The 25895-nt window shown below is 67.7% G+C and carries 29 protein-coding genes; 10 read left to right on the top strand and 19 right to left on the bottom strand.

Annotation, left to right across the window (positions count from 1 at the left end; genetic code table 11):
- The first annotated feature begins 48 nt into the window (after window positions 1-48).
- Window positions 49-1152, top strand: a complete 1104-nt coding sequence (locus tag AB0B25_RS27880; RefSeq protein ID WP_357185480.1) for a TDT family transporter — start codon at window positions 49-51, stop codon at window positions 1150-1152.
- 8 nt (window positions 1153-1160) lie between these two features.
- Here the strand turns inward: AB0B25_RS27880 and AB0B25_RS27875 are convergent, their stop codons facing one another.
- The gene (locus AB0B25_RS27875; RefSeq protein WP_357185463.1) at window positions 1161-2012 is read right to left on the bottom strand and encodes an RNA polymerase sigma factor; all 852 of its coding nucleotides are present in this window, start codon (window positions 2010-2012) and stop codon (window positions 1161-1163) included.
- Window positions 2013-2063: 51 nt separating this feature from the next.
- Window positions 2064-2939, bottom strand: a complete 876-nt coding sequence (locus AB0B25_RS27870; RefSeq protein ID WP_357185460.1) for a haloalkane dehalogenase — start codon at window positions 2937-2939, stop codon at window positions 2064-2066.
- A 666-nt stretch (window positions 2940-3605) separates the two neighbouring features.
- Between AB0B25_RS27870 and AB0B25_RS27865 the strand changes: the two genes are divergently transcribed.
- A complete protein-coding gene (locus tag AB0B25_RS27865; protein ID WP_357185458.1) occupies window positions 3606-4322 on the top strand; it encodes an HNH endonuclease family protein in 717 nt (238 codons plus the stop codon).
- Window positions 4323-4325: 3 nt separating this feature from the next.
- Here the strand turns inward: AB0B25_RS27865 and AB0B25_RS27860 are convergent, their stop codons facing one another.
- Entirely contained in the window at window positions 4326-5342 is a 1017-nt protein-coding gene (locus AB0B25_RS27860) for an NAD(P)-dependent alcohol dehydrogenase (RefSeq protein WP_357185455.1), read from the bottom strand.
- Entirely contained in the window at window positions 5339-5782 is a 444-nt protein-coding gene (locus AB0B25_RS27855) for a hypothetical protein (RefSeq protein WP_357185453.1), read from the bottom strand. Before AB0B25_RS27855 ends, AB0B25_RS27860 begins: the two co-directional genes overlap by 4 nt.
- A gap of 86 nt (window positions 5783-5868) precedes the next feature.
- Here AB0B25_RS27855 and AB0B25_RS27850 point away from each other — a divergent pair, with 86 nt between their 5' ends.
- Window positions 5869-6657: a helix-turn-helix transcriptional regulator gene (locus AB0B25_RS27850; protein ID WP_357185450.1), complete on the top strand. Its 789-nt coding sequence runs from the start codon at window positions 5869-5871 to the stop codon at window positions 6655-6657.
- 82 nt (window positions 6658-6739) lie between these two features.
- On the opposite strand, the gene AB0B25_RS27845 is transcribed toward AB0B25_RS27850, so the two are convergent.
- Together AB0B25_RS27845 and AB0B25_RS27840 are read right to left on the bottom strand one after the other, a co-directional pair.
- Window positions 6740-7942, bottom strand: a complete 1203-nt coding sequence (locus AB0B25_RS27845) for an FAD-dependent monooxygenase (protein ID WP_357185447.1) — start codon at window positions 7940-7942, stop codon at window positions 6740-6742.
- Between the two features lie 179 nt (window positions 7943-8121).
- Window positions 8122-8769: a PadR family transcriptional regulator gene (locus AB0B25_RS27840; RefSeq protein WP_357185444.1), complete on the bottom strand. Its 648-nt coding sequence runs from the start codon at window positions 8767-8769 to the stop codon at window positions 8122-8124.
- 265 nt (window positions 8770-9034) lie between these two features.
- Here AB0B25_RS27840 and AB0B25_RS27835 point away from each other — a divergent pair, with 265 nt between their 5' ends.
- The 3 genes from AB0B25_RS27835 to AB0B25_RS27825 all read left to right on the top strand — a co-directional run bounded on the left by AB0B25_RS27835 (window position 9035) and on the right by AB0B25_RS27825 (window position 11042).
- On the top strand, window positions 9035-9910 hold the full coding sequence (locus tag AB0B25_RS27835; protein WP_357185442.1) for an oxidoreductase: 876 nt from the start codon (window positions 9035-9037) through the stop codon (window positions 9908-9910).
- 284 nt (window positions 9911-10194) lie between these two features.
- The gene (locus AB0B25_RS27830; RefSeq protein WP_357185439.1) at window positions 10195-10668 is read left to right on the top strand and encodes a transcriptional regulator; all 474 of its coding nucleotides are present in this window, start codon (window positions 10195-10197) and stop codon (window positions 10666-10668) included.
- Between the two features lie 74 nt (window positions 10669-10742).
- Entirely contained in the window at window positions 10743-11042 is a 300-nt protein-coding gene (locus tag AB0B25_RS27825; RefSeq protein ID WP_357185478.1) for a DUF3817 domain-containing protein, read from the top strand.
- Window positions 11043-11053: 11 nt separating this feature from the next.
- On the opposite strand, the gene rdgB is transcribed toward AB0B25_RS27825, so the two are convergent.
- The 10 genes from rdgB to clpS form a co-directional block, all read right to left on the bottom strand.
- Window positions 11054-11662, bottom strand: coding sequence for an RdgB/HAM1 family non-canonical purine NTP pyrophosphatase (rdgB, locus tag AB0B25_RS27820; RefSeq protein ID WP_357185436.1), 609 nt, complete (start codon window positions 11660-11662; stop codon window positions 11054-11056).
- A complete protein-coding gene (rph, locus tag AB0B25_RS27815; protein ID WP_357185433.1) occupies window positions 11662-12432 on the bottom strand; it encodes a ribonuclease PH in 771 nt (256 codons plus the stop codon). Before rph ends, rdgB begins: the two co-directional genes overlap by 1 nt.
- Before the next feature lie 344 nt (window positions 12433-12776).
- On the bottom strand, window positions 12777-13541 hold the full coding sequence (locus AB0B25_RS27810) for a cyclic nucleotide-degrading phosphodiesterase (RefSeq protein WP_357185431.1): 765 nt from the start codon (window positions 13539-13541) through the stop codon (window positions 12777-12779).
- Window positions 13542-13619: 78 nt separating this feature from the next.
- Window positions 13620-14264 carry a rhomboid family intramembrane serine protease gene (locus AB0B25_RS27805; protein WP_357185428.1) on the bottom strand — a complete coding sequence of 215 codons (645 nt, stop codon included), beginning with the start codon at window positions 14262-14264 and terminating at the stop codon, window positions 13620-13622.
- A gap of 64 nt (window positions 14265-14328) precedes the next feature.
- A complete protein-coding gene (locus AB0B25_RS27800; protein WP_357185425.1) occupies window positions 14329-15291 on the bottom strand; it encodes a cysteine synthase in 963 nt (320 codons plus the stop codon).
- 8 nt (window positions 15292-15299) lie between these two features.
- A complete protein-coding gene (locus AB0B25_RS27795) occupies window positions 15300-15572 on the bottom strand; it encodes a MoaD/ThiS family protein (RefSeq protein WP_357185422.1) in 273 nt (90 codons plus the stop codon).
- Between the two features lie 14 nt (window positions 15573-15586).
- Window positions 15587-16024 (bottom strand): M67 family metallopeptidase, encoded by a 438-nt coding sequence (locus AB0B25_RS27790; RefSeq protein WP_357185419.1) that lies wholly within the window; start codon window positions 16022-16024, stop codon window positions 15587-15589.
- A gap of 148 nt (window positions 16025-16172) precedes the next feature.
- Complete coding sequence (locus tag AB0B25_RS27785; protein ID WP_357185416.1) at window positions 16173-17234, bottom strand: P1 family peptidase; 1062 nt, start codon at window positions 17232-17234, stop codon at window positions 16173-16175.
- Between the two features lie 67 nt (window positions 17235-17301).
- The gene (locus AB0B25_RS27780; protein WP_357185475.1) at window positions 17302-17871 is read right to left on the bottom strand and encodes a DUF2017 domain-containing protein; all 570 of its coding nucleotides are present in this window, start codon (window positions 17869-17871) and stop codon (window positions 17302-17304) included.
- Between the two features lie 22 nt (window positions 17872-17893).
- Complete coding sequence (clpS, locus tag AB0B25_RS27775; RefSeq protein WP_357078780.1) at window positions 17894-18244, bottom strand: ATP-dependent Clp protease adapter ClpS; 351 nt, start codon at window positions 18242-18244, stop codon at window positions 17894-17896.
- A gap of 123 nt (window positions 18245-18367) precedes the next feature.
- Here clpS and AB0B25_RS27770 point away from each other — a divergent pair, with 123 nt between their 5' ends.
- From AB0B25_RS27770 to AB0B25_RS27760, 3 genes are all read left to right on the top strand, one after another.
- Entirely contained in the window at window positions 18368-19678 is a 1311-nt protein-coding gene (locus tag AB0B25_RS27770) for a nicotinate phosphoribosyltransferase (RefSeq protein ID WP_357185413.1), read from the top strand.
- A 134-nt stretch (window positions 19679-19812) separates the two neighbouring features.
- Window positions 19813-20379 (top strand): isochorismatase family protein, encoded by a 567-nt coding sequence (locus AB0B25_RS27765; RefSeq protein ID WP_357185410.1) that lies wholly within the window; start codon window positions 19813-19815, stop codon window positions 20377-20379.
- Window positions 20380-20437: 58 nt separating this feature from the next.
- Entirely contained in the window at window positions 20438-22483 is a 2046-nt protein-coding gene (locus tag AB0B25_RS27760; protein ID WP_357185408.1) for an ATP-dependent DNA helicase, read from the top strand.
- Here AB0B25_RS27760 and AB0B25_RS27755 read toward each other — a convergent pair.
- Entirely contained in the window at window positions 22464-22835 is a 372-nt protein-coding gene (locus tag AB0B25_RS27755) for a hypothetical protein (RefSeq protein WP_357185405.1), read from the bottom strand. The genes AB0B25_RS27760 and AB0B25_RS27755 overlap by 20 nt on opposite strands.
- A gap of 74 nt (window positions 22836-22909) precedes the next feature.
- On the opposite strand from AB0B25_RS27755, the gene AB0B25_RS27750 reads away from it, so the two are divergent.
- On the top strand, window positions 22910-23362 hold the full coding sequence (locus tag AB0B25_RS27750; RefSeq protein WP_357185402.1) for a VOC family protein: 453 nt from the start codon (window positions 22910-22912) through the stop codon (window positions 23360-23362).
- 332 nt (window positions 23363-23694) lie between these two features.
- Here AB0B25_RS27750 and AB0B25_RS27745 read toward each other — a convergent pair whose 3' ends face one another.
- Both AB0B25_RS27745 and AB0B25_RS27740 read right to left on the bottom strand, forming a co-directional pair.
- Complete coding sequence (locus AB0B25_RS27745) at window positions 23695-24231, bottom strand: DoxX family protein (protein WP_357185399.1); 537 nt, start codon at window positions 24229-24231, stop codon at window positions 23695-23697.
- 157 nt (window positions 24232-24388) lie between these two features.
- A complete protein-coding gene (locus AB0B25_RS27740; protein ID WP_357185396.1) occupies window positions 24389-25750 on the bottom strand; it encodes an NCS2 family permease in 1362 nt (453 codons plus the stop codon).
- Window positions 25751-25895: the final 145 nt, after the last annotated feature.

Below are 25895 nucleotides of genomic sequence, written 5' to 3'. Positions count from 1 at the left end.
GGCCGCCGCAATCTGGCACAACCTCGCCACCAACGCCCCCACCAGCCGATCACTCACCGCCTACGACCACTAACGTTAGGAATCACTCGTCTAGGACCGAACTGGTTCGCCGCCGTGATGGGCACCGCCATCGTCGCGAACGCGGCGGCCACCCTTCCTGCGCAGTTCCCCGGCCTGCGCGCCGCGGCGACCACGGTGTGGGCGCTGTCGGTGCTGCTGCTGGCGGGGCTGAGCGCGGCCTGGGCGGTGCACCGAGTGCGTTTTCCCGAGACCGCGCGCGAGCATCGCGACCACCCGGTGATGTCGCAGTTCCTGGGTGCGCCGCCGATGGCGCTGCTGAGCGTCGGCGGCGCCACCCTACTGCTCGGCAGCGACGTGATCGGGACGCCCGCGGCCGTCGCGGTCGACTGGATCCTGTGGTCGGCGGGTAGCGCGCTCGGCGTGCTGACCGCGTTCGCCGTCCCCTACCGGATGATCACTCGGCACCGCGTCGCACCGGACGCCGCCTTCGGCGGCTGGCTCATGCCGGTAGTGCCACCGATGGTTTCGGCGGCCATGGGCGCACTGTTGATTCCGCACACCCCCGCCGGGCAATTGCGCCTGACGATGACCCTGGCCTGTGTGGCCATGTTCGGCCTCAGCCTGATCGCCGCATCGGTCATCATCACGATGGTCTGGTCGCGACTGGTGCACTATGGCGCCCCGGCGGCAAACCTGGTGCCGACCCTGTGGATCGTGCTCGGCCCGCTGGGGCAATCGGTCACCGCCGCGGGACTGCTCGCCACCGTCGCGCCGGCGGCGCTGCCCGACCGCTACGCCGTGGGACTGATGGTGTTCTCGGTCCTCTTCGGCGTCGGCGCCTGGGGTTTCGCCATGCTGTGGCTCGCACTCGCGGCGGCGGTCACGCTGCGCACCGCTCGGGCCGGCGAGCTGAAATTCGGCATGACCTGGTGGGGCTTCACCTTCCCGCTCGGGACCTGTGTCACCGGCAGTACCGTGCTCTACCAACACACCGGCGCGTACCTGTTCGCCAGCGCGGCGGTCGGCCTGTATGCCCTACTGGTCGGTGCATGGGTAGTCGTCGCGCGGCGGACCGCCCGCGGGATAGGCGACGGCAGCCTGCTGCGTGCGACGCACGCGACCGCTCGATAGCCGGCCCGCTACTCCAGCAGCGGGAAACGACCCGAGTCGAGCAACCCGGCGATCGCTTCCAGCTTCGCGCGCGGCGCCGCGTAATCCGGATGCGCACGCAAGACCGACGCAGCGTCGTGCAGGTGGATCATCTGCTGCTCGGCGGCGGCAGTGCGACCGCCCGCGCTCACCGCGTGCCGGGCGAATGTCGGCGTGCGCGGGTCGACACGGCCGAGCGCGACTGCCGTGTTCACCCGACGTGCGCATCGGCACAACGCCGTCGGATCGACGAGGCCGCACGTCGCGTTCAGGAAGTTGCCGAGCCGTTTCTTGGCCCGCTGCAACCGCTTTCGGTAGGCGCCAGGAGTGATGTCGAGAATCCAGGCGGCCTCGGCGGAACTCAGCTCGAACACCTCGCCGAGCACGAAGGCGATCCGTTCGTCGCGAACCAGACATTGCAGCATGGCCTGGCTGCAGGTGAGGCGCACCTCGGTGGTCAGCAGGGCTGCCTCCGGCCCACGGTAGTCCGCGTCCGCCAGTCCGTCGGCCAGCCCCTCTCGGTAGGCCTCCAGGCTGAGTTGAACAGCCTCCTGCGGGGTCTGCCGCTTCAGGTTCAGCAGGTAATGGACGCCGATCCGATAGGCCCAGGTGAGCACCTTCGCCTCGGCACGCCAGCTGTGCAGGTGGCCGAGGACACGCACGAGGATCTCCTGCGTCGCGTCCTCGGCCTCCGCGGGTCGCCACACCATGCGCAGAGCCAGCCGATAGAGCGGGTCCTGCAGTAGCCGCACCAGGTGAGCGACGGCGTCCCGGTCACCGGCGATCGCGCGGGCGACCATCGCTTTCTCCTCGTCGGCGACCAGGTCGTACTCCGTGCCCATCCGGCCATCATTCGGCCCACGGGCCGGGCGCGCAAGACAGGCCGGTCCCGGTCAGGATGATGCGGCGGACTCCGCGATCAAGGCGCGCCTGCCCAGCCAGTCCGCGACCGCCCGGCCGATCTCTTCCGGCCGGTCCTCAGGCGCGTGATGCCCGGCCGGACCGATCGGCGCGACCTCGACGCTCGCGAAGGTGGTCGCGGCCCACTCGATCGCCTCCGGCGATCCGAGGCCGACACCGTTCTCCAGTGCCATCACCAGTTTGGGGACCTCGGGGGTCGCGGCTGCCCAGGCGCCGTAGTTTCGCACGATGGCGACCACGTCGGCGGGCTCGCCGTCGAGTGGAAACTCTCTCGGCCACACCAGCATCGGCCTGCGGGATTCCGCGGTCGGGTACGGCGCCCGATATACGTCGTGATCCTCGGCCGCGAGGTCGGCCACCCCTCGCGGCAGATTGAACTCGATAAAGGTGTTGTCCTCCAACACCATTCGTTCGCCCTCGGGCGACCGGAATCTGCGGAACAGCTCTGCGCCGAGTGCGGGCAACTCGTCCCAACGCATCGGTCGCAGGAAAGTCTCGATCAAGGCGATGCCACGCACCCGGCCAGGATGCCGTGCGGCCCAGTCCATGCCGAGCGCGCCGCCCCAGTCGTGACCGACCAGGATCACCTGGTCCAAGCCGAGTGCGTCGAACCAGGCATCCAGGTACGCGGCGTGATCGGTGAAGCGATAACCGATATCGGGCTTGCCCGACTCACCCATCCCGATCAGATCGGGCGCCAGCACCCTGGTTCGCTCCGCGACGTGGGGTATCACGTTGCGCCACAGATACGACGACGTCGGATTGCCGTGCAGGAACACCACCGGCACCTTTCCCGCACCGGTGTCGCGGTAGCTGATGTAGGAGTCGAGAACGTCGACGGTAGGCATGATGCGGTCCTCCAGGTATCGATGTGCCTTCTTATGCCTGGTTAGACACACGATCCCGGCGGCTGTGACCGAACATTCGAGTGATGCTCGTCACACGAGCGTCCGCGACAACGGGGACGCAGACATGGCGACAGTCGATGAGCACTCGACACTGACGATCAGCTGAGAAACCTTCAGGACCGAAGGAACATCCTCGCCAAGGTTCCGGCCGCTATCCACTGTCTTGATACGTAGCGAATGGCGCCGTCGGCCATGGAGGAAATCGGTCCGACAGCAACTGGTGGGCACCCGATTACGGATCGCCGACATCGACCGAATTCCACTTCACCCCCGATCACGAGCGAGCTGAGCACAGGCGCGATCCGACAAGCTCGGGACCTCCCCCTCATCAGCCCCGTGGTGTCGTACCGTGCGGCCCCGGACTGGACACCCGTCCGCCCAGTCGCGCCAGCCATCTCTCTCGTGATGAACCGCCCCCGAGCCGGCGCCGGCACGTCGGCTCGGGGGCGCTCCCGCCTTACATCGCGCTGTCCATCGCCGTGACGTGCGGGCGAATACCGTTCGGCTGTGCCGAATCTCATACGCGCCGCTGGATCCCGCCGAACCGCCCACCGGATACCTTGACGCCGGTTACAGTTCAGATGGGCGTTGGCGTTAGGAAGTTCGATGAAGTTCACAGCACGGCGGTCGGCATTGATAGGCCTCGTGGTCGCGACATTCGTCGGACTGGCCTCGTTCTCCACCGGTTGCACCGCCTCCACCGCAACGAAGTGCGGCGCCGGACGCGTATGCGGCGACGCCCCCGCACCGATCCCGAGCCGCGATGCGCTCGCCCTGCTCGAGACCTTGCGGGTCGCCGATCGCGCGGCGAAAACCGGCTACAGCCGTGAGCAATTCGGCCCGGCCTGGTCCGACAATGTCGCCGTACCCGGTGGCGACAACGGCTGCGACACCCGCAACGACATGCTCGTGCGCGACATGACCGACGTGACCTTCAAGACGGGCGACTGCACCGTATCGACCGGCACACTGAACGACCTCTACACCGGCAAGATCATCCACTTCAAGCGCGGCCCCAAGTCCTCCGACGACGTGCAGATCGATCACATCGTCGCTCTCTCGGATGCCTGGCAGAAAGGTGCACAGGAGCTTTCGCCCGAGCGTCGTCGCGACCTGGCCAACGATCCGCTCAATCTGCAGGCGGTGGACGGACCGACCAACCAATCCAAGAGCGACTCCGACGCAGCCTCCTGGCTCCCCCCGAGCCGTGGCTACCGCTGCGCCTACCTGACCAGGCAAATCCAGGTGAAGGCCGCCTACCGGCTCTGGGTTACCTCAGCCGAAAAAGACGTGATGGTCCGAGAACTCCGCACCTGCCCCTGATTCCTACGACACCTCGATAACCACCTTGCCGAACGGATCGCCGGTGCGCAGGTGATGATAGGCCCGCTCGGCTCGGTCGAACGGGAAGATTCGGTCGATGACCGGCCGCACGCGGTGCTCGGCGATCGATCGGTTCATCGCCTCGAAATCGGCTCGGCTGCCGACCGCGATCTTGCGAATGGACAGGTACGACGTCCCGAAAGGGTTACCCGTCGGCACGCCCGGAGCGGGCATCGCGCCGACCACAGTGATCCGCGCGTTGTAGGCGGCCGAGTGCACGGATTGTCCCAACGTCGCCATCCCCACTGCTTCCAGGACGTGTTCTACCCCGTGACCGTCGGTGTGGTCGAGCACCGCGCGCTCCCAGTCCGGCGTCCGACTCCGGTCGATCACCGCATCGGCTCCGAGCTCGCTCAGCCGCTCGGCCTTGCCCAGGTCGGAAGTGATCGAAATAACCTCGGCCCCCAGTATTTTCGCGTGTTGCACACCGAACAGCGCGACGGCTCCGCTCCCGACCGTCAGCACGCTCTCCCCGGGCAGGACCGGCAACGGTGTGGTGAGCGCCGCCCAGGCCACCACACCCGCGCAGGTCAGCGTCGCCGCCTCGGCGTCGGTGAGGTGCTCGGGTACGTGCACCACCGAATCCTCCTCCAGCACTGCGTAGGTGGCGAGCATGCCATGCCGGGTGGCGCCGTACTGTTCGACGACATGTGACCGTCGCTGCGGGCCGTCGATCCACCGTGGGAAGTACGTCGCGGTCACCCGATCACCCACCACTGCGCGAGTCACACTGTGCCCCACTGCGATCACCGTGCCCACGCCATCCGACAACGGCACGACACCAGGCATGGCGGGCAACGGATAGCTACCGTCCAGCAGCATCAGGTCGCGTCGGTTCAGTGCCGCGGCCCGCACCCGGATCACGACCTGATGCGGCCCCGGCTCGGGCATCGGCTGCGCTGCGATGGTCAAACCGGCCGCGCCGCGCGACGGCTCCAAGTGGTAGGCCACGGCGTTCATGCGACCCCGATGTACTGGTGGTCCCACCGGATCAGGCCCTCGTCGTCGAGCGCGATGACGTCGTATCCGCCGCCCGCGACCGTCCGGTCGGCCGCGGTCACCATCAGCCAGGTGAGACCGATCAGGTTCGCGGACAGCTCAACCGCCTGCCCGCCCGGCACGAAGAGGTACTCGCCGGGGGCGACGAACATCTCGTACGCGCGATCGACGCGACGGTTCAGCGCGTCATGGCCGCGAATTTCGACCGTCGGGATCGGGAAGGACAGCACGGCCAGCGCCTCTCGCATCGCCTGCGGCGCGTCTACCAGCACCTGTGCGCCGTTCACCGCCCACAGCTGCTCGACCTGCTGGTGGCGCGCCTGGGTGTCGGGCTCGTTCCACATCGCGATGTACCGCTCGGTGAAGTGCGCCAGTTCCCGCTCAGAGAATTGTCTGCTCATGCGGCAGAGTGTCGCCGGGCCCGACGGCACTGTGCGATTCCCTGCGGGGAATGGCACAGCGATAGGCGTCGATCAATACTGATCAGATGACGACGGCGACCGAGCCCGGGTTCGCCCGGCAGCTGCGATATTGGCGAACGTTGCGGCGGGTCAGCCAACTCGACCTCGCGATCCGCGCCGATACCACCCAACGCCACCTCAGCTTTCTGGAGCAGGGACGGTCGCGCCCGGGACGCACCATGGTGGTGCGCCTGGCCGAGTCGCTCGGATTGTCCCTGCGCGAGCGCAATGGACTGCTGCTCTCCGCCGGCTATGCTCCGCTCTTTCCCGAATCCGATCCCGGCGCCGCGGAACTGGCGCCGGCGCTGGAAGCGCTCACGACGATCCTGGACGGTCACCTGCCCTATCCGGCACTGATCACCCGACCGCACGGGGTTCTGCTCGCCGCCAATACCGCCTTCGACGTACTCACCGAAGGCGCGGCGCCATGGTTGCTCGAACCTCCGGTCAATGTGCTGCGGCTCGCGTTGCACCCCGCCGGCTTGGCAGCCCGAGTGCTCAACCTGCCGGAATGGGGCAGGCACGTGACCGAGGCACTGCGCGGGAAGGTCGCGCGCAGCCCGGATCCGGCGATGGACGAGCTGATCGCCGAGTTGGAAGGCTATCTGTCGCAGACCGATCCGGGCCCGGACCATCTCGGCTTCGCAGTGCCGCTACGTCTGCGCAGTGCCGACGGCGAGTTGAGTTTGATCACCACGCTCACCTCGTTCGCCACCGCGGTCGACATCACGCTCGCCGAGCTGCAATTGGAAGCGTTCCTCCCCGCGAACGAGCAGACCGCGCGTATCCTGCGCGACCTCGCCGCACAGCGTTAGCAGGGGCCGACGCCGCCTCCGCGTATGACGGAGACAGCGTCGGCAGCCGGCCGGTTTTTCACCGAACCAGCAAGAGCACCTTCTACGCTATGGCGAGTTCGCTGTCGGCCCGCGCGTCCCAGTCGATCCGGTAGCGCTGCTCGGGACCCATCGTCTTCTCGGGGTTCATGACCGTCTTCGCCATGAGCGGCACGAGCAGTTGCATCGCCTTGCGCGCCACCGGACCCAGCGTTTTGCTGTGGTTGACCTTCGCGGCGCGCGCCGCGATCCCTTCCACCCGGCCGCGCCGCAACCGCTGGTAGACGGCGAATGCCTCGGCAGTCGGCAGATCGCGCAGGCACCGGGCCAGCTGCACGCAGCTCTCGATCGCCAGCGACGCACCTTGGCCGGAACTGTTCGACGGCGCATGCACCGCGTCGCCTACCAGCACCATGCGCCCGCGGTACCAGTGCGGCACCGGGGGCATGATGTGCAGCGCCCCGACCACCTCCAGCTGCTCCTCCGTGGTGCGCCGGGCCAGTTCACCGCCGGGAGTGTCGTCTCGGTAGGTCCCGCGCAGGACGTCGAGCCAGTGTGCTTTCGGAACAGCCCGCGCCGCGGTGAGCGAAAGATATTCCTTGTGGGGCAGGTTCGCGCCCCACGCCACCCGCCCGTCTCCGACCGGCCAGTAGAGGTAGTACGCCTGCTTGCCGAAAGCGAAGGTCATGGTGTCGGGTGCGAGGGCGGCGTCGTACTCGGTGATCGCGCCGAAGCCGAGCATGCCGGTGTAGTCCGGGCCCGGCGCGTTCGGGTCGATCAACCCACGCACGGTCGAATGGATACCGTCGGCGCCGATGAGCACGTCGGCGGTGGCCGTGCTGCCGTCGGTGAATCGGGCGGTGATGCCCGATGCCTCCTCACGGACGTCGAACAAGCGCTTGCCGTACTCGAAAGGGACGCCCGCGGCGACTGCGTGCCGGTGCAATGTTCGGTGCAGTTCGCTGCGATCGACCACCTGCAGGGGCGGCACATCGGACAAGCCGGGCATCCGTAGGAGCTTGTCTCCGATGGACATGCTCATGCCTGCGATCGGCACCGCGACATCGCGGACGGGATCGCCGGCGCCGATGATGTCGAGGGCCGCGACACCGTTCGGCGCCAGCGCGAGCCCGCTGCCGATGCCATAGGACGGGCCGGGATACGCCTCGTAGACGCAGGCTTCGATGCCTGCCTTGCGCAGGGCGGTCGCCACGACGGGCCCGGCGATGCCGCCGCCGATCACGAGGGCGGTACGGGTTGTGGACATGGGTGTCTCCAGGTTCGTGCGATACGGATTTCGGTTCCCCGAACCGACTCGCGCGCCACCCACCCGGTTATCCTGTGGTTGCCAGCCTTGTAGCCGGGTGCGCGTTCGCGGGCGCGGTTCGAGACTGTTCGATCGGGTCCGGCGGCGGTGTTGCCGCACCCCGCCGGGTCCGATCTCGGCTAGTTCTCGGCCACCCCCCTCTCGATCGATGCGGTGACTTCGGACGGCCGCATGCCACGGTCGTGCCAGTCCCGCCATTGCGCGAGTCCGTCGAAGCTGCCTTCGATCAACTCGTCGCGCAGCGAACGCGTCCATGCCGCTTCGGCTTCCAGCATCGCCAGCCCGAATTCGGATTCGACGAGGAACAGCCGCGGCAGCGTGCCGGTGAGATCGCCGAGCTCCCGGCGCGCGACCTCGAGGATGCGCCCCAACGCGTCCAGACGCGCACCGAGCAGCTCGATCACCTCGGCAGGCGGCAGCACCGCGAGAATGGACAAGCCCGCGACGAACCGGTGGTGTTCCGGTTCCGGAGTGGTCAACAATTCCCTGGTCCAGTCGGCCATCTCGACGCGGCCCGCGTCGGTGATTCGATAGATCACCCGCTCCGGCCGCGCGCCGTCGCGCTCGCTGCCGACGACCTCGAGAAATCCGGCCTTCGCCATGTTCTGTACGACGGTGTAGAGCGAGCCCCATTTGATGGCCATGTCCCGGTCTTTGCCGCGCTCGCACAGAGTCTGCGCGATCTCATACCGATGCATCGGCCGCTCGACGATCGTGGAGAGCACCGCGAGTGCGAGCAGGTTGTCGACTTTGCGTTTCTTGGCCACGGGCACCTCCTATTCGTCTACGAATATACGTGCGCGAGTAATGGCGCGCAAGAGCTGGATTCCGCGGTACCGGGCGGCGATTTTCGGATCCAGCCATCCTGTCGGCGAGCCGCACATCCACATCTCCCAGCGATGTTCGTGTCGCCGGATCGTGACCGCGACGCTCGCGTCGCCATAGGCGACATCGACAAACTCGTCTGAGACAATCATGCCGACGCACCCTGGAGGCTTCCCTAAGAACTTACTCCAAAGTAAGGTTGGGCTCATGGCGTGGAAACCTACCGAAATCCCGGACCAGACCGGACGCACCTTCGTCATCACCGGGGCGAACGGCGGTCTGGGCACCGTCACCAGCGAAGTCCTCGCGGCGAACGGTGCCACCGTCATCATGGCTTGCCGCAACACGGCCAAGGCGAAAGAGGTGGCCGGCGGGATCGACGGCGACGTACAGGTGGCCGAACTCGACCTGGCCGACCTGGCGTCGGTCCGCCGATTCGCCGACGACAGCGGCGAATTCGATGTGCTGATCAACAACGCCGGCCTGATGAACATCCCCTTCTCCCGGACCGAGGACGGTTTCGAAACCCAGTGGGGCGTCAACCATCTCGGCCACTTCGCGCTGACCGGGCTGCTGCTGGACCGGATCACCGACCGGGTGGTGACGCTGTCGAGCGTCGCGCACAAGCAGACTCCGAAGCTCGTGATCGACGATCTCGACTACGAACATCGGCGCTATCGGCGCAGCCTCGCCTATGCACAGTCCAAACTCTGCAATCTCATGTTCGCTCGGGAACTCCAGCGCAGGTTGACCCGGGCCGGTTCGGTCAAACGCTCCTACGGCGTGCACCCCGGGGTCTCGGCCACCGACCTCTTCGCTCGCACCGAGACGCCGCTCGACTGGATCGCCAAGCCGTTCGTCAGCCTGGTCGGGCACTCCCCCGCGAAGGCCGCGCAGTCGTCCCTGTTCGCCGCGACCATGCCCGACGCCGACCCCGAGGTGTATTGGGGACCGACCTGGCTGTTCGGAACTCGAGGCCCGGTCAAGGCGTCGCCGTCGAGCCGGCTCTCGAAGAACGAAGACCTGTGGACGAAGTTGTGGGCTGAATCCGAACGGCTGACCGGCGTCACCTACCAGTTCTGAACCGGCACGTCCCGGGCCGACCGGCCCGCCCACCGCGGGCGGGCCGCCGACCGTCGGCACCACCTCGTCGACGGCCCGCCCGCCAGCGGATTCGCCGCCGCCGCGGCGGTCCGGCGCAGACAGCGAACCGGGCTGCGCCGCGGCCGAGATCCCCGCAGCCGATCGGACCGCCGCGCTGACGGCCAGCACTCGGGTTTCGCGCGGCGATGACCACGATCACCACCGCGAACCAGGACCCCACCTGGCTCTACGGGCCACGTAGTAGAACGGGTACCGTAGTAGCCGTGTCCGCTCCGCACCCCCGCTCGACACACAATCGCCCGGCCCTCATCGTGCTGGTGATCGTGGTCGCGCTGGCGTGCCTGGCGCTGGCCTGGTGGCAGTGGGAACGGTTCGAGTCCTCCAGCGGCACCGGCCAGAACCTCGGATATGCGCTGCAGTGGCCGCTGTTCGCGGGGTTCGCCGTCTTCGCCTACTTCCGGTTCGTCCGGCTCGAACGCGAGACCGAACACACCGACGAGCCCCCCGACACTGCGGACACCGTCGAGCACGAGCCTGCCGAACGCAGGCGTGCCACGAAACCCGTGACACCGAGGGAGATCCCGGCGGGTCTCCTGCCCGAGCGCCCCAAGGCCGTTCAGGACGAAGACCCCGTGCTCGCCGAGTACAACCGCTACCTCGCGACGCTGCACGCCAACGACATCGATAAGCAGGTCCGCGCAGCGGGCCTGCACACACGCGAGAGGAGCGCCGGTTGACCACCAGCGAGAATTCCACCGAGACCGCCGTCACGCCCACACAGGCACCCGCGCCCACGCCGAACACCGGCAAGATCGCCTCGGCCCTGCTGCGCTACCGCGCCCTGGCCTGGATCACCGGTCTCTGGCTGCTGCTGCTCACCGGCGAAATGATCGCCAAGTACGGCTTCGGCGTGCACACCCCCAGCTGGATCGCCGTAGTGCACGGCTGGGTGTATTTCGTCTACCTGCTGGTCACCGCCGACCTCGCGGTCAAGGTCCGCTGGCCGGTGCTACGCACCGTCGGCACCCTGCTCGCGGGTACGATCCCGCTGCTGTCGTTCTTCGTCGAACACGTCAATGCGAGGAAGGTCAAGCAGGACTTCGGCGTCTGATCGGCTCCGCGTCAGGCCTCGGCGAGCCCGGCCAGCACCGGTAGCAACTGCGCCAGCGCCCGCCCGCGATGCGATGCCGCGTCCTTCTCCGCGGACGTCAACTGCGCCGCGGTGACGTCGCCACCATTCGGGATGAACAGCGGGTCGTAGCCGAAACCGCCATCGCCCACCGGCTTCCGACCGATCGAACCCGGCCATTCGCCGCGCACCACAGTGACCGCACCGCCCGGCACCACCAGCGCGCACGCCGAGACGAACCGCGCGCCGCGCCGCTGCTCCGGAACGTCGCCGAGCTGCGCCAGCAGTAGCGCGTTGTTCGCGGCGTCCTCGCCGTGCCGGCCCGACCAGCGCGCCGACAGCACACCCGGCATTCCGTTCAGCGCGTCCACCTCGAGGCCGGAATCATCAGCGACACAGGCCAATCCGGTGGCCGCGGCGCCATCCGCGGCCTTGGCGAGCGCGTTCTCCTCGAACGTCGCCCCGGTCTCGGGCGCCTCGTCGTAAGCGGGAACGTCATCCAGCCCGACGATCTCGATACCGGCGACACCGGCATCGTGCAAAATGCGGCGCAACTCGTTCAACTTCTTGGCATTGCGGCTGGCGACCAGAATGCGGGTCATCACTTCTTCTTCGGCTCGGAAGGCTCCGGGAGCACACCCGGATACGGCAGCGCCAGCGCCTCTCGCTGTACGACGAACAACTGCTCGCAACCCGCGAGCGCGGAGTCGAGCAACTTGTCCAGCGTCGAACGCGGGAACGTGGCGCCCTCGCCGGTACCTTGGATCTCGACCAGAGTGCCGGTGTCTGTGGCGACCACATTCATGTCGACCTCCGCCCGCGAATCCTCCTCATAAGGCAGGTCCAAGCGCACCCGGCCGTCGACAACGCCGACACTCACCGCGGCGATCGCACAGGAGATCGGCTGCGGGTCGGCCAAGCCACCCGCAGCACCGAGATAGGTCACCGCGTCGGCCAGCGCGACATACGCGCCGGTGATGGCGGCTGTTCTGGTTCCGCCATCGGCCTGCAATACGTCGCAGTCGACAGCGATCGTGTTCTCACCGATGGCCGCCAAGTCGATACACGCGCGCAGCGACCGGCCGACCAGGCGGCTGATCTCCTGGGTCCGCCCGCCGACCTTGCCCTTCACCGACTCGCGGCCGCTGCGGGTATGCGTCGCGGCGGGCAGCATCGCGTATTCCGCGGTCAGCCAGCCGAGCCCGGAATCGCGGCGCCACGGGGGCACGCCCTCGGTGACGCTGGCAGTGCACATCACCCGCGTCTGGCCGAACTCGACCAGCACCGAACCGGCTGGATGCGTGGTGAATCCACGGGTGATCCGTACGTCGCGGAGTTCATCGTCCGCCCTGCCATCGGCTCGTCTCGACACGGCGACAGCCTACTGGGTTGAATGTGCCGCGCCCGCGGCGCGGCGTGTTCGCGGCCCCTGTGTGTCTCGCGTCCGAGTGGTCGCGACTCGCGACTTCGTCGTATGCGCTGCGACCACTAGGACGCGAGACGGGCCGCGAACGGCGCTCGTTAGACTCGCGCGGAGGTGGCTGGGTCCCAGCCTCGCGGTTGCTATGCGCGGTTGCTGGACCTTTGTGTCGGGAAGGCGTCATTGCGCAGAACCAATGCGAGCGCACGATCGGTCAGGTCGAAGGCACTGGTGAATCCGCTCGCGCTCGTCGTGCCGACAGCAGGCATCGGCGCGGGAGATATGGGGCGGGTTGGTCAGAGATCGAACGTTTCGCCTGGTGCGACCGCGTGGACAGGGCCGGAGAACTGGGCCTTGGCTTCGGCGATGACATCCTCTCGTGAGGTCCACGGCGGGATGTGGGTGAGCAGCAATTCCTGCACCTCGGCCTCGGCGGCGAGTTGGCCCGCCTCGGTGCCCGAAAGGTGAATACCGGGTGGTCGATTGGCTGGGTCGTGGGTCCACGAGGCCTCGGCCATCAGGATGTCGGCGCCCCGCGCGAGTTCGAAGACCTCCGGGCACAGTGCGGTGTCGCCGGTGTAGACGAAAGTTCGCCCGCCCGCGGTCTCGATCCGTAGACCGTAGGACTCCGGCGGGTGGAACATCCGGCGCGGCGTCACGGTGTGGCCGGGCCCGAATCCAATGGCCTCCCCCGCGGCCCACGGCCGCATGTCGATCACGTCGGACCAGTCGTCGCATTCGCCACCGACCTCGGCGGAGGCGTTTCCGATCCGCAGCGAGGTGTCCGACGGGCCGTACACGGTCGCTTTTCCCTCCGGCGGTGTCGGGTGATACCGCCGCCAGACCAAGAGACCGGGCAGATCCAGGCAATGGTCCGCATGCAGATGGGTCAGGAAGATATCCACCTCACCGGGATCGGCAAAGCGCTGCAGCGCGCCGAGCACGCCCGGGCCGAAGTCGATGACCGTCGGCGTCATGTCGGGGCCGGTCAGCAAATAGCCCGACGCTGGCGAGTCCGGTCCGGACACACTGCCCGAGCACCCGAGCACGGTAAGGCGCATTCCCTCATGCTGCCACGCTGAATTCCCGCTCAAGAAAGCGTCCCCCGCGTTTCCTGGTGGGCCGAACGCGCACCGCGGTCACACACTGACTCCGGCCCGATCTGCACGGCGACGTCGACGTTCATCACCAGAGAGTACCCAGCCGGCGAACAGTCCACCCACCGCCCCGAAAAGATGGCCCTGCCAAGAGATTCCGGGCTGCCCAGGCAGAACTCCCCACAGCAGCGAACCATAGAGGACCAGCACGACGACACCGAGCGCGATCTGCCCGAGGTTACGTCCGAACCAGCCGCGCGAGAGGAGAAAAGTCAGCCAACCGAAAACCAGCGACGAGGCGCCCAGATGCGTCGAGCCCGCCGCGCCGGTGAGCCAGGTGCCGGCGCCCGCCACGATCCAGACGATCGCGGTCGCGGCCAGGCCGCGGCCGATGCCGGCCAGCAATGCGAGAAAGCCGAGCACCAGCACCGGCAGCGTATTGCCGATCAGGTGGTCCCAGCCGCCGTGCAGCACCGGGGCGAACAGGATGCCGGACAGTCCATCGGCCCGGCGCGGCTCGATACCCGCGGAGTCCAGATCATGGCCGGTGACGGTCTCGACCCCCTCGATGCTGTAGAGCAGCCCGACGAATCCGACGATCAATCCCCCGGCCCGCAGCCAGAGCCGTTTGAGCGCCGCGATTCGGTTCGGATCGGACGGCGGCCCGAGTCCCGCACTTCCGGTCACCGACACCTCCTGGTCAAGCGGGGGCGCGACTCCGCTGCTCCGAGGGTACCGGCAGGTCTGGAAATCAGGCCCAGAGTTGGCCGTCGAGTCGTTCTTCCGCCTCTTCCAGGGTGCCGTCGTATGCGCCGGTCGACAGGTACTTCCAGCCACCGTCCGCGACCACGAACGCAATGTCGGCGCGGGTACCCGCTTTCGCCGCCTTGCGGGCGACACCCAGCGCGGCATGCAGGATGGCGCCGGTGGAGATGCCCGCGAAGATGCCCTCTTCGAGCACGAGTTCGCGGGTACGTTTGACCGCGTCGTACGGGCCGACCGAGAAACGGGAGGTCAACACGGTCTCGTCGTACAGCTCAGGGATGAAGCCCTCATCGATGTTGCGCAGCCCATAGACCAGCTCGCCGTACCGCGGCTCGGCGGCGACGATCTCGATGGCAGGCACCTTCTCGCGCAGGAAACGGCCGGTACCCATCAGCGTGCCGGTGGTACCGAGCCCCGCGACGAAATGGGTGATCTCCGGCAGATCCGCCAGAATCTCGGGGCCGGTGGTCTCGTAGTGCGCGAGCGCGTTCGCGGGGTTGCCGTACTGATAGAGCATCACCCAGTCCGGGTTCTCCGCGGCAATCTGCTTGGCCTGCGCGACCGCCTGATTGGAGCCACCCGCGGCCGGTGAATCGATGATCCGCGCCCCGAACATGGTCAGCAGTTGTCGCCGCTCCACCGAGGTGTTCTCCGGCATCACACAGACCAGGCGGTAACCCTTGAGCTTGGCCGCCATGGCCAGCGAAATGCCGGTGTTGCCGCTGGTGGGCTCCAGGATCGTACAGCCGGGTCGGAGTAGACCATCGGCCTCCGCTTGCTCGATCATGCGCAGTGCCGGGCGATCCTTGATCGAGCCGGTGGGGTTGCGGTCCTCCAGCTTCGCCCACAGACGCACGTGATCGTCACCGTCCCACTGCGGGGACAGCGTGCGCAGGCCCACCAGAGGGGTATTGCCGAGGGTCGCGATCAGCGATTCGTAGCGCGCCACGGGAACGGTCAGCCTCCCGCGACGGCGGGGAGGATGGTGACGCTGGCCTCCTTCGGCACCTCGGCCGACAGACCGCCGGCGAAGCGCACGTCCTCGTCGTCGACGTAGATATTCACGTAGCGATTCAGCTTCCCGTCCTTGAGCAGGCGCTCGGCGAGGCCGGGATGATTGGCCTCGAGATCGTCGATCAGCGCGGCCAGCGTGGCGCCCTCGGCCTGTACGCGCTTCTCACCCCCGGTGAGACCACGCATGATGGTCGGGATGGAGACGGTTATCGACATGGGGACTCCTCGGTTCAGGAAAAGGCAGCGGTCTGGTTCTGGTACGTGTCGACGATCTGCACCGGCTCCTCGGTGACCTCGCCGTCGACGATCCGGTAGCTGCGCAACTCGTGCTGCTCGGGATCGCGAGTCGAGATCAGCACGTAGTGCGCGAAGGGCTCGGATGCGTAGGACACGTCGGTCCGGCTCGGGTACGCCTCTGTCGCGGTGTGCGAGTGGTAGATCACCACCGGGGTCTCGTCGGCGTCGTCCATCTCGCGCCATACCTTCAACTGCTCACCGGAGTCGAAGCGGTAGAAGGTGGGCGAGCGCTCCGCGTTCACCATGGCGATGAAGCGCTCCGGACGGTCCGAGTTCTCCGGGCCGGCGATGATGCCGCACGCCTCGTCCGGATGATCGGCCCGTGCGTGCGCCACCATCGCCTCCACGAGGTCGACTCTGATCACCAGCACTTCTCGATCACCCTTCCGCAACGCCGACCCGACGCAGTCGACAACGAGCCAGAATATTCGGCTATTCCCCGGGCACCCGAGGCCGGTCCCCGGTTCCGGCATTCAGGCGCGGCCACTCGGGTTTCGAGCGCCGAGAGGTGCGACCGGGTCAGCCCGGGAACAGGTCGTGATAGGCCGGGATGCCCGCGACCGCGTGGGCCGAGCGGATCGCGTCGACGATGGCGCGTTCGACACAGACCGCGGCCGCCGTGCAGACCTCGTCGAGCACAAGCAGGTCCGGAGGGAAGGCGGGCGGGAGCGCGACGGTGGCGGCCGACTCGGCCGTCCCGGTGGCGAGCGCGAAGAGCGTGTCGCCGTCGAGTGGGGAATGCGCGGGGCGGATCGCCCTGGCCAAGCCGTCGTGGGCGGTGGCAGCCATCCGCTGGCACCCCGCGGGGTCGAGCGCCGCGTCCGTGGCCACGACACCGATGGTGGTGTTGAGCACCGTGCCTTTCACCGGGAGCGCGCCGGCCGCCGCCACCTGCTCGGGGGTCGGCGGGCGCAGTCCGAAATAGTCGGGACCGTCGGTGCCGCTTCCCCAGGGCAACCCCGTGCGCGGATCGAAGACCGAACCAACCGGATTGGCCACGATCAATGCCGCGACGGTGATCCCGGCCGCGGCGCCCTCGGCAAGCACGACACTCGCCGTGCCCACACCGCCTTTGATCGATCCCGCGCGTGCGCCGACGCCCGCGCCGACCGACCCGCGCGCGAAGTCCTCCCCGGCAGCCGCTGCCGCCTGATACCCGAACTCGGCGGTGGGCCGAATGTCCCACGCGCCGACCGGAAGATCGAAGATCACCGCGGCGGGGACGATCGGCACCACCCGGCTCGCGTCGGCCGGGTCCATCGCGATGCCGGCGCCGTGCTCCTCCAGCCAGCGCATCACTCCGTCGGCGGCAGCGAGGCCGTAGGCGCTACCTCCGGTCAGCACGATCGCGTCGACCTGACGGACGGTGTTGCGCGGATCGAGCAGGTCGGTCTCCCGCGTGCCGGGGCCGCCGCCGCGCACGTCGACCGCCGCGACCGCCCCGCCCGGTGCGCGCACGACCGTGCATCCGGTCGCCGCGCCGGCGCCGAGCGTGGCCGCGGGGTCGAGCGCATGGTGGTGGCCGACCAACAGCCCTGGTACGTCGGTCAGCGAATTACGTTGCCCAGCCACGGCATTCACGATGACCGCTCCTCACTGTCGCGCAGGCGCCGCGGAACGTGCCCGCGCCGGCGATTGTCGTTGCGGATCAGGGCGCCAGCGCTTGCAGCAGCGAGTCCTGCATCCAGGTCAGCCAGTGATAGACGTCCAGGTGCGGAGCACGCGGGTCGTCCGGGTCCAGGTGGTCGGGCGTGTCGGCGTCGATGTCCAGCACCGTGCCGAGCGCGAGTCGTACGTCGGTGAGCGCGGCCAGCCATGCGTCGGCCTGCTCCGGGGTGAGCGCGATCCTGCCGCCGGAGGTCGGCACGGTGTCCAACACGACCGACCCCGCCGCCAGTTTGGCGTCGATGATGTCCGGCTCGTGCAAGCCGCGCAACGCGCTGTTGAGATCGGCGCGGTCGGCGTCCGGCGACCCCGGCTCGCTGCGGTGGAAGTCGGGCAGGAGTCTGCGTAACCGCGGATCATCCGGCGGCGATGTGTTGCCCGAGCGCAGACCGGTCAGCGCGGTGAGATCGTCTTCGGGGGCGGACGCGGCACGTTCGGTCAACAGCCCGGTGACCGCGCCGACCAAGGACCGCAGCACGTTGGCCTCCCGTGCGTCCATTTCGGACCGCAGTTTGAGACCGCTCAGCGAGTTCTTCCTGCTCCACTTACGCACGGCGTCAGGGTAGTCGTCCCGGTCAGCCATCCCGCTGCATGGTGGCCCAGAGTCCCGCGGCGTGCAGACGCTGGACATCGTGTTCCATCTTGTCGCGCGAACCCGAGGAGACAACCGCCTTGCCCTCGTTGTGCACCTTCAGCATCAACTCGGTCGCCTTGGCTTTGCTGTAGCCGAACAGCTTTTGGAAAATGTAGGCGACATAGTGCATGAGGTTGACGGGGTCGTCCCACACAACGGTCACCCAGGGGCGGTCCTCCGCCTCCAGTATCTCGGTGTATTCGATCGCCTCCGGGCTCGCCTGTGCCGCCGACAACGTCACGCTCGCAGCGCCCACGACGACGTCACCTCGGACTATGTTGCACAAGGCCATAAGGTCAAGGGTACGACTCGACTCCGAATAAACAACACCCACACAGCCTTGATTCACGCATTCCACGATTCACCAGCTCGATGCCCGCCACTGCGATCCGACCGTCGTGTCTACAGTGGCGACGTGGACCTGCACGACGGCGTCACCAGCACAGCGCTGCTGACCGACCAGTACGAACTGACCATGCTCGCCGCGGCGCTCGGCGACGGTTCAGCACATCGACGGTGCACCTTCGAGGTATTTGCTAGACGTTTGCCAAACGGGCGGCGTTACGGTGTGGTCGGGGGCATCGGCCGGCTGTTGGACGCAGTGCGGCAGTACCGTTTCGGCGAAGCCGAGTTGGCCGTCATCGCGTCGTTCTCGGATCGACGGACGCTCGACTGGTTGCACGAGTACCGATTCACCGGTGACATCGATGGCTATGCGGAAGGCGAACTCTACTTTCCCGGCTCCCCGATCGTCTCGGTGCGCGGCAGTTTCGCCGAATGCGTGGTCCTGGAGACATTGATCCTGTCCATCCTCAACCACGACAGCGCCATCGCCTCCGCGGCGGCGCGCATGGTGAGTGCGGCCGGTGGTCGCAGAATGATCGAGATGGGCTCGCGGCGCACCCATGAGCTCGCCGCGCCCGCCAGCGCCAGGGCCGCGTACCTGGCCGGTTTCGACGCCACCTCGAATCTCGAGGCGGTACGCCGCTACGGGGTCCCCGGCGCGGGCACCAGCGCGCACGCCTTCACCTTGCTGCACAGCGGCGCCGATGGCGCACATGAGGCCGCCGCGTTCCGCAGCCAGGTCGAGGCGCTGGGGATCGGGACGACACTGCTGGTGGACACCTTCGACATCACCAAGGGCGTGGCCACCGCGATCGAGGTGGCGGGCCCGGAGTTGGGCGGCGTGCGGATCGACTCCGGCGATCTCGGCGTGCTGGCCAGGCAGGTGCGCGATCAACTGGACGCGTTGGGCGCCACCATGACCCGCATCGTGGTCTCCGGCGATCTCGACGAGTACGCGATCGCCGCGCTGCGCGCCGAACCGGTCGATGTCTACGGGGTGGGCACCGCGCTGGTCACCGGGTCGGGCGCGCCGACGGCGGGAATGGTCTACAAACTGGTCGAAGTGGAGGGGGTGGCGGTCGCCAAGCGCAGCACGCACAAGCAGTCCCGCGGTGGCACGAAGAAGGCGATTCGGCTGGCCCGCGGCACCGGCACGATCGTCGAGGAGATCGTGTACCCGGCGGCCGGACCGGAACCGGCGGTGAACGGCCTCGAATCGCGCGAGCTGCTCGTTCCGTTGATCCGCGGCGGCGAGCAGGTGACCGGGCTGCCCACCCTGGCCGACAGCCGCGACCTGGTCGCGAGTGGTCTGATCAGCCTGCCGTGGGAGGGCCTGAAACTCTCGGCGGGCGAGCCCGCGATCGCGACCACTTTCGCCTGACGTCCGCGCCGACGAACGGCGATGCGGCGCCAGATCCCGAGCGGCACCGGATTCACCGCGCGTCGCGCGAACCGGTCGTTCGACCTGGCGGCAGAATCGAGAAGGGCCATACAGTTCACCTGCGGGAGGTCACCATGACCCGAGCCCTGATCATCGTCGACGTCCAGAACGATTTCTGCGAGGGCGGGTCGCTCGCCGTCACCGGCGGCGCCGCGGTGGCCGCACGGATCAGCGAACACCTCGCCGCCACGGAGTACAGCGCGGTCGTCGCGACGCGCGACTACCACATCGACCCCGGTGCGCACTTCTCCGACGAACCCGACTACCTCGACACCTGGCCGCCGCACTGCCGGGTCGGTACGCGCGGCGCCGAGTTCCACCCCGCGCTGACCACCGGGCCCATCCAACAGATCTTCGCCAAAGGCGCGTATTGCGCGGCCTACTCCGGGTTCGAGGGCGCCGCCGAGGACGGCACCGGGCTCGCCGACTGGCTGCACAACCACGGCATCCGCGCCGTCGACATCGTCGGCATCGCCACCGACCACTGCGTGCGGGCCACCGCCCTCGATGCGCGGATCGAGGGCTTCGAGACCCGGGTCCTGCTCGATCTCACCGCCGGGGTCGCGCCGGACACCACCCGCGCCGCACTCGATCGGATGCGCACCGCGGGCATCGATCTCGAAGGAGGCATCAACGGATAGGACCGTCCGGTCTCGCCGACCGCCCTGCCGTGTCGGGGGCACCAAGTAGGCTGCTCGCGTGCCCGAACTGCCGCCCGTCTCCGACCTTTTGGCTACCGCCGTGCAGGCGCTCGGCGGCAAGGAGCGGGTCGGACAGCTGACCATGGCCGCGGCGGTGGACCATGCGATCGACACTAAGGAACATCTCGCCGTGCAGGCCGGGACGGGCACCGGCAAGTCGCTGGCGTACCTGGTGCCGAGTTTGCGTCACGCGGTCCGCACCGGACGCACAGTGGTCGTGTCGACGGCGACGATCGCGTTGCAACGCCAACTGGTGGACCGGGATCTACCTCGGCTCGCCCAGGCGCTGAGCAAGCCCCTCGGGCGGACGCCGCAGTACGCGATCCTCAAGGGACGCAACAACTATCTATGCTTGAACAAGATCAACAGTGCGATCCCGGACGAGCCCGCCGAAGCAGAGCTGTTCGACGCGTTCGCGATCTCGCGCCTCGGACGCGAGGTGCAGCGGCTCAACGAATGGGCATCCGACACCCAGACCGGTGACCGGGACGAGCTTGCCCCGGGAGTAAGTGATCGCGCATGGCGGCAGGTCAGCGTGTCGTCACGGGAATGCCTCGGCAAGTCGCGCTGCCCGTTCGGTCAGGACTGTTTCGCCGAGCGCGCCAGGGCCGAGTCGGCGCAGTCCGACGTCGTCGTGACCAATCACGCGCTGCTCGCGATCGATGCGATCAGCGGCATCCAGGTGCTCCCCGAGCACGATGTGGTGGTCATCGATGAGGCACACGAGCTGGTCGACCGGGTCACCGGCGTCGCCACCGCCGAGCTCGCCGCTGCCGCGATCAGCGCGGCCGCTCGCCGCTGCGCCAAGCTTGTCGACGAGCAAGAGGTGGACCGCCTGGAAGGCGCCGCGGAGGCGTGGCACGACATACTGGACAACCTGCCCGCCGCCCGATGGGACACCCTGCCCGGCGGGGTGGCGCCGGTGCTGGCCCTGATTCGCGACGCCGCGTGGAACGCGCGCACCGCGCTCGCTCCCCAGGGTGGCGCCACCGCGCAGGGCGATCCCGAGAACGCGGCGGCCCGAAATCTGGCACTATCCGCGATCGACGAAATACACGACGGCGCGGTCCGGGCCCTGACCGCGTTCGACGAGCCCGACCCTGCCACTCGTCGCGATGTCATCTGGCTGGCAGCCGACGAGACGCGCGGTGTGGTGCGCCGCTCGCTGCGCATGGCGCCGCTGTCGGTGGGCGGGCTGCTGCGCGGCCGACTCTTCGGGACCGCCACGGTCGTGCTGACCTCGGCCACCTTGCAGATCGGCGGCTCGTTCGACGGACTCGCGACCACCTGGGGCCTGCCCGCCCAGTCGGGCAACCGCACCGACGCGGCCACCGCGAACGGCGCCGAAGCGCCGTCGGACGCCGACACCGTCCGCTGGAGTTCGCTCGACGTCGGCTCACCGTTCGACCACGCCAAGTCCGGCATCCTCTACGTCGCCAAACACCTGCCCGCGCCGGGGCGTGACGGGCTCGCGCCCGCCTACCTGGACGAGATCGAGCGGCTGATCGGGGCAGCGGGCGGGCGCACGCTCGGCTTGTTCTCCTCGATGCGCGCCGCGCGGGCCGCCGCCGATGCGCTGCGCGAGCGACTGGACACCCCCGTGCTGTGCCAGGGTGACGACGCGACCGGCGCGCTGGTCGCCAAATTCGCCGACGATCCAGAGACGTCGCTGTTCGGCACACTGTCGCTGTGGCAGGGTGTCGACGTGCCCGGCCCTTCGCTGAGCCTGGTCATCCTCGACCGCATCCCGTTCCCTCGCCCGGACGACCCGCTGCTCGCGGCCCGTCAGCGCGCGGTCGAGCTGCGCGGCGGAAACGGGTTCATGACCGTGGCGGCCAATCACGCGGCGCTGCTGCTCGCGCAAGGCACCGGACGCCTGCTGCGCAGCGTGGACGATCGTGGTGTCGTCGCCATTCTCGATTCACGCCTCGCCACCGCCCGTTACGGTGGATATCTCCGCGCGTCGCTGCCGCCCTACTGGGAAACCACCGACCCGGATGTCGTTGTCGAAGCACTCCGACGGCTCACGGCTGCCGCACTGTGAAACCGAACACACCGACGGAAGAAATTTCCATACGGAAGTAGATTGATTCCTGATACTTCGGTGGCGCCCCAATTCCCACATCGAATGTATCGGCGGTCCCCGCGCCTACCCCTGCATGAGGCGCGGGGGCCACACACTCGAGCGTCGGCGCCACGCCCCCATCACCTACCTGTTCAGCCACCGCGTCGACCGGGACAATATTCCAGGCCCGCGCCGTTCCGGTTGCAACGGTCAGCGGCATTATACGCGGCGCCTCCGGATCGCCATAACCGCGCGCCGAAGCGGGGTTCGCGATTCTGCTCGCATCAAGCCCGACATGTCGGTGGTCGCTGTAATCATGGTCGCGGAGCATCAGCTCGCCCCGGTAGGTGAAGTGACACGGTCGAGACGACCACCGGCAGGACAACAAGCCCGGAAGGATTTCGGATGGCATTGAACTGGAAGCTGGTCATCGACAGCAGAAACGCCGCCACTCTCGCCGACTTCTGGGTCGCCGCCTTGGAGTACGAGCTGGAAGACCCCAGCGCTCTCATCGAGCAACTATTGGCTGCCGGCCGGCTCGGCGAGGATGCGGTCGTCGAGCACAACGGCCGCAAGACCTTCCGTGGCTACGCCGCGATCCGTCATCCCGACGATCCGTTCGACCAGACCAGCGGTGTCGGCCATGGGAGACGACTACTCTTCCAGGATGTCCCCGAGGACAAGTCGGGCAAGAACCGACTGCACCTCGATGTACACCGCGAGCACGGCGACCTCGATGCCCTCGTCGCCCGACTGGAAGGGCTGGGAGCGACCCGCGTCCGCGAGATCGACAAAGGACCCGCTGGGCACTGGTGGATCATGCAAGACCCGGAAGGCAACGAGTTCTGCGCCGCGTAGGTTCGCCCGGCGCACAACCCGGCCACAGCACTTCGGCCCCGGTGCAGGCCGGGGCCGAAGTGGCCGTGGCACTCCTCGAGGGAGACCGAGGCATCGCCGAGGTTACTCCAGCTCACCTGGGTCGACGTGCATCCCGCACCGGGGTGTCGGGATGACGGCGACGCTTGACATGTCGGAGCCGAGTGGCAGTCTGCTCGGTGAGGCCGGGGCCTGAGCCGTCGAGTTCGGACACCGGTCGAAAAGCCGCAGGCTCGGTCGCTGTGAAGAGGCCGAGCCTGCGGTGGGGTCACTCCGGCGATCGCAGGCCGCCGGGACCTGGCGGTGCCACCGACTCAGAGCACCCACTTCAAGATCAGGGCGAGCACGCCTGCCACCACCGCGAGGGCAACCGCACCGACACCCCAGACGAATCCCTGACGCTGCCACGGGTTTCCCGCGTCCAACGAGAACTTGCCCGGGCCGGTGAACGCGATCGCTGCGGCAGCCACCGCGAACAGCAGCGCGGACTCATAACCCTTGCCGGTCAGCAGCCCCCCACTCCACGACGCGTTCATCGCGTTGATCATCGTGCCGATCACGATCGCGGACGCCAGTGGCGTCAGCAGACCGAGCAGCAGCAGCACACCACCGGTGCACTCGCTCAAGCCCGCGATCGTCCCGAACAGCTTCCCCGGGTTGTAGCCCATCTCCTGGAAGCCATCGGCGTTGGCTCGCCAGCCCGGCCCGCTGAACCACCCGAAAAGTTTTTGCGAGCCGTGCGCGGCAAGCAGACCGCCGAAGACGACGCGCAGGAGCAAGAGTCCGGTATCGGTCGAGATGTCATCCAGTTTGTCGTTCGTAGCGTGTTCCGATATGGATTTCGTCGTCATGGTGGTCCTCATCCCTGCGAAGTCGAGTTCCCTGACACGGTCATCACGTCGCGACAAATCAGACTGCGGTCCGATTTATCGACGAGCGAGAGAATTTCCGATTCTCTCGTCATATTCCACGTACGAGACGGCGAGATGGTTCAGGCGCGCTGGCGCGTCACTCCGCGAGGACGAAGAAATAGGCGAGGAAAACCAGCATCAGTGCCCACATGGCCGGGTGCACATCCTTGATCCGCCCCCTGGCCACCATGACGACCGGGTAGAGGAGCATGCCCATGGCGAGCCCGTTGGCGATGGAATAGGTCAGCGGCATCATCACGATGGTGACGAACGCGGGGACCGAATACTCCAGCCGATTCCAGTCGATCTGACCGAGCGCGCGAGCCATCAGGATGCCTACCACGATCAACGCGGGAGCGGTCACCTCGCCGGAGCCCGCCACCACCGCGAAGACCGGGTAGCAGAACATCGCGACCAGAAACCAGCCCGCAGTGGTGACCGCGGTCAGGCCGGTGCGCCCGCCCGCCGAGACGCCCGCCGTCGATTCGACGTACGCGGTGGTGGTCGACGTGCCGACGACGGCGCCCGCCATAGTGCCCACCGAATCCGCCGCCAGCGCACTCGCCGCACGCGGCAACTTGCCCTTCTTGTCCAGCAGCCCGGCTTGGTTCGCGACACCGATCAACGTGCCGGAGGCGTCGAAGAAATCGACGAACAGCATGGTCAGCACCACGACAGCCAGCTGACCGGTGAACGCGTCCGGCAGGTGGATGATCGCCTGGCCGAAGGTGTGCTCGAGCCCTTTGGGCGCGGAGACCACCCCCGTGGGCAGCTCGACCAGGCCGCTGACGATGCCGACGAGCGCGGTCAGCACGATGCCGTAGAGCACCGCTCCGTGCCAGCCCCGCACGAGGAATATCACGGTCACCACTAGTCCGAACAGCGCGAGCAATGTCGTGCCCTTGGTGAAGTCACCGAGCGCGACCAGCGTCGCATCGCTGTTCACGACGATGCCCGCGTTCTTCAGACCGAGGAATGCGACGAACAACCCGATGCCCGCCCCGACGGCCAGCTTCAACTGCATCGGGATGGCGTCGAGGATGCGTTCGCGAACCTTCGTGACCGCGAGAACGAAGAAGACGAGACCTGACAGGAAGGTGCCCGACAACGCCACCTGCCACGGAATCCCCATGCCGAGCACCACCGAATACGCGAAGAACGCGTTGAGTCCCATACCCGGTGCGAGCGCGATCGGGTAGTTCGCCCACAAGCCCATGACCAGACTGCCGAACACCGCGGCGACAGCCGTCGCGGTGAATACTGCCTGCATGGGAATGCCCTTGTCACCCAGCGCGCCCTGGTCGCCGAGTACCGCGGGGTTCACCGCCAGCACATAGGACATAGCCAGAAATGTGACCGTCCCCGCCATGAGTTCACGCCTGATGGTCGACCCGGTCGATCGGACGCCGAAGTACCCGTCGAGGCGTCCTCGGGTCCGGTTCAGAACATCGGTGGCCATGGCTATCTCCAGTCGAAAACGATACGAGGGTGCCAGGGCACGGTAGCCGACGTTTCACCGACCCGAGACTCTCCGGGGGCCATGCCCGGGATGGAGACCGCACAAGCCCGGCCCCGTGCCGCACGATGCCGAAGTGCTGGGGAGG

The organism is Nocardia sp. NPDC049190 (assembly GCF_040648115.1).
Taxonomy (GTDB): domain Bacteria; phylum Actinomycetota; class Actinomycetes; order Mycobacteriales; family Mycobacteriaceae; genus Nocardia.
The sequence above is the reverse complement of the archived record's forward strand: the minus strand, read 5'-3'. Positions and strand labels throughout refer to the sequence as shown.